Source organism: Shewanella sp. UCD-KL12, from assembly GCF_001957125.1.
Taxonomy (GTDB): domain Bacteria; phylum Pseudomonadota; class Gammaproteobacteria; order Enterobacterales; family Shewanellaceae; genus Shewanella.
In genome coordinates this window covers 121,083-129,635 of sequence record NZ_MPHJ01000012.1, presented here as the reverse complement: position 1 = coordinate 129,635, position 8,553 = coordinate 121,083, and the positions used below count along the sequence as shown (strand labels likewise).

Annotated in this window: 6 protein-coding genes, 1 rRNA gene and 2 pseudogenes; 4 read left to right on the top strand and 5 right to left on the bottom strand. The window is 42.3% G+C overall.

The genetic code is table 11. The features are described 5' to 3' along the window. Positions 1 to 285, bottom strand: a 16S ribosomal RNA gene (locus tag BM736_RS18385); the annotation flags it as partial. 1,087 nt (positions 286 to 1,372) lie between these two features. Continuing rightward, positions 1,373 to 1,924 (bottom strand): D-glycero-beta-D-manno-heptose 1,7-bisphosphate 7-phosphatase, encoded by a 552-nt coding sequence (gene gmhB / locus BM736_RS18380; protein WP_076414856.1) that lies wholly within the window; start codon positions 1,922 to 1,924, stop codon positions 1,373 to 1,375. A gap of 210 nt (positions 1,925 to 2,134) precedes the next feature. On the opposite strand from gmhB, the gene BM736_RS18375 reads away from it, so the two are divergent. Beyond that, positions 2,135 to 3,457, top strand: coding sequence for an aminopeptidase P N-terminal domain-containing protein (locus BM736_RS18375; protein WP_076414854.1), 1,323 nt, complete (start codon positions 2,135 to 2,137; stop codon positions 3,455 to 3,457). Positions 3,458 to 3,497: 40 nt separating this feature from the next. Here BM736_RS18375 and BM736_RS18370 read toward each other — a convergent pair whose 3' ends face one another. Beyond that, positions 3,498 to 3,965 carry an MBOAT family O-acyltransferase gene (locus BM736_RS18370; protein WP_076414852.1) on the bottom strand — a complete coding sequence of 156 codons (468 nt, stop codon included), beginning with the start codon at positions 3,963 to 3,965 and terminating at the stop codon, positions 3,498 to 3,500. Between the two features lie 163 nt (positions 3,966 to 4,128). Here BM736_RS18370 and BM736_RS25450 point away from each other — a divergent pair. Beyond that, positions 4,129 to 4,789 (top strand): annotated as a pseudogene (locus BM736_RS25450) (transposase); the annotation flags it as partial. A gap of 279 nt (positions 4,790 to 5,068) precedes the next feature. Here BM736_RS25450 and BM736_RS18355 read toward each other — a convergent pair. Further along, entirely contained in the window at positions 5,069 to 6,037 is a 969-nt protein-coding gene (locus BM736_RS18355; protein ID WP_076414847.1) for a dihydrodipicolinate synthase family protein, read from the bottom strand. Positions 6,038 to 6,555: 518 nt separating this feature from the next. Here BM736_RS18355 and BM736_RS24905 point away from each other — a divergent pair. Together BM736_RS24905 and BM736_RS25545 are read left to right on the top strand one after the other, a co-directional pair. After that, positions 6,556 to 6,742 (top strand): annotated as a pseudogene (locus tag BM736_RS24905) (transposase); the annotation flags it as partial. Positions 6,743 to 6,835: 93 nt separating this feature from the next. Further along, the gene (locus BM736_RS25545; protein WP_076414879.1) at positions 6,836 to 6,901 is read left to right on the top strand and encodes a hypothetical protein; all 66 of its coding nucleotides are present in this window, start codon (positions 6,836 to 6,838) and stop codon (positions 6,899 to 6,901) included. A gap of 321 nt (positions 6,902 to 7,222) precedes the next feature. On the opposite strand, the gene BM736_RS18340 is transcribed toward BM736_RS25545, so the two are convergent. Further along, positions 7,223 to 8,524 (bottom strand): FAD-binding oxidoreductase, encoded by a 1,302-nt coding sequence (locus BM736_RS18340; protein ID WP_256717971.1) that lies wholly within the window; start codon positions 8,522 to 8,524, stop codon positions 7,223 to 7,225. Positions 8,525 to 8,553: the final 29 nt, after the last annotated feature.

The window sequence follows — 8,553 nt, the reverse complement described above, 5'->3', positions numbered from 1 at the left end:
GGATCGTCGCCTAGGTAAGCCATTACCTTACCTACTAGCTAATCCCACCTAGACTCATCTAATCGCGAAAGGCCCGAAGGTCCCCTCCTTTCCCCCGTAGGGCGTATGCGGTATTAGCAGTCGTTTCCAACTGTTATCCCCCACGACTAGGCAGATATCTAGGCATTACTCACCCGTCCGCCGCTCGACAGCAAAGGTGCAAGCACCTCTCTGTTTCCGCTCGACTTGCATGTGTTAGGCCTGCCGCCAGCGTTCAATCTGAGCCATGATCAAACTCTTCAATTAAAGTTTTTTGTTCTCACCCGATTAAGGATGAAGAACGGCTCAATGAATTAAACTGTTTCTCATTCACTTCGTTCATAAAGAAGTTGGTGAACTCGATAATTACATTTCTGTAAATTACATATTGCTATGAACACTCATCGTTACATTGAGTTAAATTTTTGATTGCTTCACTCTTTACTAGAAAGAAGTGAGCAATTTCGAATAACTCAACACCTGTGAATGTCCACACAGATTACTTGATAAATTGTTAAAGAGCGTGCATCTTTCGATGCAGCCGTTGACGCTTGGTCAGTGGCTTAGGGCTGCGTATTTTACACTTCCCGTTGTTGGCGTCAAGCGTTTATTTTAAGATGATTTCCAAGTGACGAAAAGTTAATCACCACTGTGAGAACCTAATCAAAACTTAAAGCCTTAAATGCTTTAACACCTGAGTTAAAATCAAAATTGATTAAACTCTCTGATGCGGCTCCAAGTCCCTTGCTGTCTATACTTTCGTTTAGCCAGCGGCTTGTATCGCCGTGTCAGTGGGTGCGCATTATAGGGAGAATAAACCATAGCGCAAGTGCTTTATTCAACAAATCTCCTAACTCAAGGCCAACTGAGTGGAAATCATACAAACCAGGTAATAAATCACTTATTAACAGCGCTATTTGCAACGTTAACTCCTTAATTGTGCCCTTGCGACAGGTAAAACTAACCAAACGTTCAAAACCAGCAGTTAAAAACCATACTAATTAACGCTAAACCAAGCCAAGTCGATAATCTTCATCTTAGGTTTAAATACTACTCTGAAGTAATCTGTTTAAATGTGAGTAATTTAAATAACGGCTTTTAATACACAGTCTTTTAAGCGGCTGTATTAAAATGACTGGATTCAAGTGACAGCTTCAAGCGCTTGGCGCTAGTATCTAGTTATTAGCTTGAATCAGTGTTCAACCAAAAACAGATTTGAATAACAGAGGCAAGACAAGTTGTATTCTAGAGGGGGACTCATAGAAGAAAGAGAAAATCGATTGCAGCATAATAAAAGCATACCGTTTTCTAGGTAAATCAAAAAACAGGAAGGCCCCATTGGGGCCAACAAGTATTACATTGATGCTAAATACTTTGGTACATCAGCAACTGAATCTAGTACTACACTTGCCGCTGCAATAGCATCGTCAGTAACCGATTTGCCTGTACGGACTAAAATTCTAGTTGGGATCCCTGCAGCTTTGGCTGCTAACATATCATCTCGTTTATCGCCAACCATCACTGAGCGACTTAAGTCTATTTTTAAAAACTCTGCAGCGGTTAACATCATTCCTGGCTTAGGTTTACGACAATCACAGTCTTGCTTATATTCGCCTATTCCCTTTTCTTCATGGTGAGGACAATAATAGATGCCATCTAGCTCGACCCCTTTATCGGCAAAATTCCAATCCATCCACTCAGTTAAACTGTGAAACTGTTCTTCACTGTACATACCACGTGCAATACCTGACTGATTGGTAACAACAGCAAGTTTGTATCCCATATCTTTAAGCGCACGACATGCATCAAACACACCTTCTACATACTCAAAGTCATCTACTTGATGGACGTAACCATGGTCAATGTTGATCACACCATCTCTATCTAAAAAAACTGCTGGGCTCACGGGTTTAACTCCTAAGTCTGATTCATCACTATTATCCCATCCATTCGTTTAGATTGCACCGCGAAGTTATCGTTTTCTTATAAGAAGATTTGTAATGGATAAAATATACAAATATAGTAAGCTTTATCTAGGTTATTTTTATATTGATAAGCGAGTATCAATCAAGCCACTAGCGCGTATGTACTCCACCATAAACCATGAGAGCTGAGAATGAACTGCGATCTATACCACACAAGAAGAGTTGCCCTTTTTAATCAACTGCCAGTGGGCAGTTTTGTCATTCTTGCAGGCTATCAGCAAAAAGTACGCAGTAAGAATATCAAGTACCATTTCCGGCAAGATAACGACTTTCTTTACCTAACCGGTTTTAATGAACCAGATGCGGTAGCCCTACTTAGCGCTGACAGTCGTTATGATTCTGGCTTTAAGTACACACTTTTATGTCGACCTAAAGATCATGCTCAAGAGGTTAGCTTTGGTGAGCGTGCTGGTGTCCAAGGCGCCATCAACACTTTTAATGCCGATGAAGCCCATGACATAGCCGAACTAGAGTCTGTATTGCTGGCGCAGCTAGATACTCATCAGCACCTTTTTGTCAGTGATGAGCTTGGCCGATTTTCTGATCGCGTATTTAGCTGGATGAACCATCAAAGATTAACTGCCGGATTTGATGTGATTAAACACCACCGTACGCTAACGCCCTTATCAAAGATCTTACATCCGATACGTGTAATAAAGAGTACAGCTGAGGTAAACCAGATTAAGGCCGCAGTAAATGCGTCTATTGATGGACATAAAGCAGTGATGCGAGCCTGTAAGCCGGGTGTCAATGAAGCTGAACTCGCTGCTACTTTTAACTTCACGATTGCTAAATACGGTGCTACCGATGTGGCGTACCCGAATATTGTCGCTTCAGGGAATAACGCCTGTTGCTTACATTATGAAGAGAACTGCTGCATTGTTGAAGATGGTCAAATCTTACTTATTGATGCCGGCGCAGAGCTTAACCATTATGCTTCAGACATCACGCGCAGTTACCCTGTCAATGGTAAATTTACCGAAGCGCAAAGTACAATCTATCAGTTAGTATTAGATGCATTAGATGCCGCCATAGAAAAAGTTAAACCAGGCGCAAGCTGGAACAGCCTCTATGAAACCTGCATGGAAGTCATGGCTAAAGGCCTGTTAGAGCTCGGCTTACTTAGCGGTAATATTGATGACATCATGAAAGATGAAAGTTATAAGCGATTCACGGTACATAAAACCGGTCACTGGCTGGGTATGGATGTGCATGATGTCGGACCATATCACGATAATAATGATCGCTGGCGTAAACTTGAACCGGGTATGACATTCACCATTGAGCCTGGGATATATATCCCTTTGTCGGCAACGGATGTTCCACAAGCCTATCGTGGCATGGGGATCCGTATAGAAGATGATATTTTAGTGACTCAAACAGGGTATGAAAACTTATCTGTAGCCGTTCCAAGGACGATTAACCAGATAGAGTCCATCATGCAAGGCCAGTAACTTTAGATTTAGATTTAGCTTTTCTTCGGCGAGTAATGTCTTAACTCATTGCTCGCCATATTGGTAGCGCCATTAATAAGCAAGCGAGAATAATACTCATATTAAAGAGGCAATTGATCGTAAAGGCACTTTTCCCTTTGTTGAAAACAGGATACTGCAGATAAAACCCTTTACTCAACACAACAAAGATCCCCATAAACAGAAACCAAGGAGTAAATAACAGAGCAAACCTATGATTAATGGCAATCGTGACAAGATCGTGAAGTAATCCACAAGCAACGAATGTGATCAGTAGCGCAATCCAGTTGGGGAGAACACCCTTTAAAGGTTCGAAAATATAACGACTTAAGTAATAGCCAAAAATTGGATTCCAATACTGCCAAAAGCGATCAAAACGGTTAGCTCCTAATGAACGTTCAAACATATTCATCAATGCACCACTACCGCCGAGTGCAACCCCGTTTCTACGCTTCACATATTGACCTAGACTGAGTATTTTTCTCGCCACTAGTTATCCTTTATTATACAAGCGCTGAGATAAAGTTAACCCGACATATCTTTATCGATAATATAAGTAAATACTGAGCTGAACTCGGGATAAGAAGTTGAACTAACAACCCTCTTTGTGATCAGGTTTCTCGACCCAGATTAATCAATCACGCAGCGGGCATATGAATAACTTAGTGGATGTATTTTGTGATGTCGATGATTTTTGTACCGTTTTCATTCCTTAATGGGAACGACAATTTCTGCCCGGCGGTACTGGCAAGCGTAAGCGCTCTGGCAGAATGCCTATAAGCGAAATGGTGAATATTATCATCACCTTCCAGATGTCTAATCATCGCGACTTCAAAAACGTTTACACTAGATACTTGGCTCGATTTTACAAGCTTACTCAGATACACCTGATTTCTTGAGGTAATGTCTAATGCCGTCATCCTAATGTGCTGTTATTTTTCCTCTTTGAAAAGTGAACCTACAGGCATCGAATTTGTTGATTCAACGAGCATTAATGCCTGACATAACCTCCTAACTTAAAAGTATAAAACCCTAGCAGGCTTCACCCATGAGGAAAGGTACGATGGGCTGGTTCTATGGCGTTAAACTTCACCTTATTGTGAACCATCAATGCGGCATTGTTGCTGCCAAAATAACTCCAGCGAATGTGCATGACACTAAACCAGTAAAAGATATGGTCGTTGAATCATTGGATAGACTCTATCCTGACAAGAGGCATATTGGAAAAGCGTTAGCTGGCGACTTACTATACGTGGGGTGACTATCGTTAATAACGTGCGTAAAAAACTGAAAGAAAAGGCTATATCGTTATGGGGTTAATTAATCACATAAGGCGTTCACCGGATAACATTTCAGTGAAAAGTTATCCGCATCAGTGTTACTAAGTGATGGACCGTTAGCTTATTCAATGCAGAAAATTGACAGTTTTGAAGCTATAACATTGTTTTGTAGGCAAGAGTGGTTAACCAAAGCGTTGATTAGTGCTCATTTATTAAGGCTGGTGCTGTTTATTTCCGAAGAGGGACAAAAAAAGCTCCGTAAAAACGGAGCCTTCTCTATTTGAACACTTAAGATTCCAAATACTTGCAAGGATTAGTCTAATAAATCCAGAGCTTCAAGTCTTTCTTTAGCTAGAATATACCTTGCACGAACATCATCAATTTGCTGTTGAGTTAACTTCTTACCCAAGGTACGAAGTCCTCCATCAGCATCATTATGATGAATTCCCATAGCAAACTTAAGATATTCCATAAGCAGCGGCTGAGCATCAAGGTATGATATGGAGTTCATAGCCTGAGAAATTTTGTTTGCCTCAGCCCATTCGCCTTTTAAAACATGCTCCTGCATAGTAACGCTAGCTTTTGGGAAGATAGTACCTACACCTGTAATTCCACCGCATGCTCCAGCAAGTCCTGCATGTACAGTTACAGTGTCAACGCCTGCCAAGATTTTTAAATCTTTATTCTCTAACATCAGCGTTTCAATCGTTGAAACGTCTGTAGTCGATATTTTAAGCGCCGTTACTTCAGGTAGATCAGCAAGTCTTCTAAGAAGTTCTGTTGAAATTGCATGATATCCGGCCGCATCAGGGTTGTTATAAGGCATAATTGTTACGTTTGCCTCTTTTGCAGCTGTTGCAGCAAGCGCATAGTACGCATACATCTCTTCATCAGAAGGGATCGACTGAGTTTTTGGCGGCATGACCATAACAGTATCCACGCCAACCCTTGCCAGTCCTTCAATGATTTTGGCAAGCTCTTCCTTAGTTTCTGCTGCAGCGCCACTGATCAACGGGACATTGAATTCTTTAGCAATTTCAGAAAGGGATTTAAGTAAAGAAAGGCGCTGTTCTGTGCTCAGGTAGCTATTCTCACCTAGCGTACCAGAAGCGACAAGTCCGCCCATTCTGCTTCCGCCCTTTCCCTGAGCTTTTAAAACAGTTGCGGCCTGTTTTTGTGTTGCATCAAAGTCAATTTCAAGGACACCGGATTCTGACTCTTTTAGCCATGTAAACACGGCTGGCATAACGGTATATCGCCAATCTGTACTATTTGTTTCCATCATATTACCTTTTGTTTAAATCATCTCACCAGACTTATTGCATACAATATACCATGTAAATTGTATTAGTTAAATTACCTTTGGCAAAGCAAGTGGCTTATTGAGTAATTATCTATGCCGTGCACAATAAAGCTACTATCGCCCCCCTTGTTATACCAATCAGTATAAAGATGTGATGGCTCAGCGAGAGTTTAGCGCTTCAGAGGCAAGGTCATTAAATGCTCCTGCATTAATGACATTCACCACATCCATGTGGCTAGCAACGAGTAAAGAGCATAGTTATTCTACGTTTAAGCTCGTTAACACAGCATATGAAGCGCTAAAACTCGCCTTTCAGGAGTGTTTTTGGCTGCCTACTTCTTCGTTGAACAGCTTAACAAGGGAATAACCATTCCATCAGCTATTCGCCTTGAATTAATTGCCAAAAAGCACTCTGAGCAGATCACTTTCTTATACTGATTGGTATTAGCACTCCGGCTATATCAGCCTGGCAGTCTGATTTCTTTATAAATAGGAAGCTATCACGCTATCTTTATCGCGTCGTGCTCCCTGACTAAAAACATCATTAGTGCAACCTCAAATCAAATGTCCTTCGAGTAGTAAAATAGCCAAACCAAAGCCACTGAAATACGTACATTACCTACTGTTAAATTTCTATGGCTGATACTGCGACATGCGCTGCCGAAAGGCTTACGACGAGTGAGAGGTTCTTAATATTATTCATCAATCATCATTTAAAAAGCAGCTCAGAAAAGCAGTAAATAACTAGTCCCCCCTAAGCAGGTCAAAGCACACAGTTTGAGGCATTCATTTGCAACTCAATTGTTTCAACATGGCTCAGATATAAGAACTGTGCCAATGTGACCCAGTCACACTGTTTCTTACGTCCAAAGCGCTATATCCCCATATTAGTGGAAATCGCTTTAACCCTGTCAGTCCAATGGATAAGTAACATCGGTCTTCGATTAACGTCAACAGGGGCGTGTTCGCAGCGTCGCAAAGAACCTTCTTAAAACAAGCGTGCACATTCCTCACCGGACAGGCGTTAGATAACCATGAAGGTGTGACTTTTAAACACCCTTCAAAGTGTCAACGATGCCACAACCTCAAAAGAAAATGTAATCAAGCTTCATTCGAAGGCGATCTTGAAAAACACCGACTTCTCGAGGCTAGATTTACGCAAATCTAGCTAAACCGATCAATTCGATAATCACTGAGCTCTATTTCAGTCTGCAGGCCTGTTATCTCCTGGCTGACTAGCTTAGCGGTGATGCCTGACCAGGTCAGCCCAAGATGTTGATGCCCAAAAGAGAAAAATACATTTTGCTGTTTCCCACTTCGCCCCAGCACTGGCAGACTATCTGGCATTGAGGGTCTAAATCCCATCCAGCGTTCGCCATCACTGACGGCTGCATCGACAAAAAGCTCAGGTAGCAAAGCTTTGCCATGTGGAAATAAGCAGTCTGCACGGGCTTCGACTAAGGGGGCTTGTAAGCCGCCAAATTCAACGGTACCAGCAAGACGAGTTCCCTCGCGCATGGGCGTGATAATAAACTTACGATTATAGGAAGCGACCGGCCGAGACAAGCTGCTTTTTTGTGGCATCATCAAGTGATAACCCCGCTCTGTTTCCAGGGGCACCTTATAGCCAAGCTGGGTTGCAAATGATTTAGACCAAGCGCCTGAAGCAATAAGGATTTTTTCTGTTGTTAATATCTCACCAGAACTTAATTGTAGCGAGACTCTGTCTTCATCACTGGCAGAGAGCTGTAACTCGCTGACTTCATCACACAATAGCTCCCCGCCCAAAGCAACAAACTTATCAGCAAAAGCTTTACATAAAAGGTATGGATCGCTGGTATGCCCAACATGGGTGAAATATAAACCGTGGCTAATCGCGTCACTCAGGCTAGGCTCTAGCTGCCTGACTTCATCACCACTGAGTAACCTTACTTTTACTCCAGCGTTGGCATAATAATGAAACTCCTTGGTGACCTCTTCGATTTCGGTTCCCTCAAACACCAAAAGGCTTCCATTAAGCGTCATCAGTTCTGTGCATCCACAAAATTCAGTCAACTCCTCCAGTGCTGCAATAGATTGCTGGTTTAAGCGCTTAATAGCCTGACTGTTATGTGCCCTTTTTCCCGGCAACATATTGGCAAGAAAGCGCATAAACCATGGTAAAGCTTTAAAAAAGTAACTTGGCTGAATGCGAAAAGGCCCAAGGGGATCGAGTAACATACCAGGCAACTTAACTAACATTGCAGGATCGGCTAACGGAAACACTTGCTCAGTGGCAAAGTGTCCCGCATTTCCTCTAGAGGCTCCCGCTCCAACTCCCTCTTTATCAATAATTCGCACTTTATGCCCTGCTCTAAGCAGCTCGAGCCCAGTAGTGACTCCCACTATGCCCGCGCCAACTATAGTTATCACCCCATGGGCTTGGTTATCCGTTTTCTCACTCATCATCACTCTCTTATCATTCATTCAAGGCTTTCTACCTTGGTTCAAGGCCA

Excerpts from the sequence above, each read along its gene's own strand:
- BM736_RS18375 (WP_076414854.1), top strand. The coding sequence starts at position 2,135 with ATGAACTGCGATCTATACCACACAAGAAGAGTTGCCCTTTTTAATCAA.
- BM736_RS18355 (WP_076414847.1), bottom strand. The coding sequence starts at position 6,037 with ATGGAAACAAATAGTACAGATTGGCGATATACCGTTATGCCAGCCGTG.
- BM736_RS18340 (WP_256717971.1), bottom strand. The coding sequence starts at position 8,524 with ATGAATGATAAGAGAGTGATGATGAGTGAGAAAACGGATAACCAAGCC.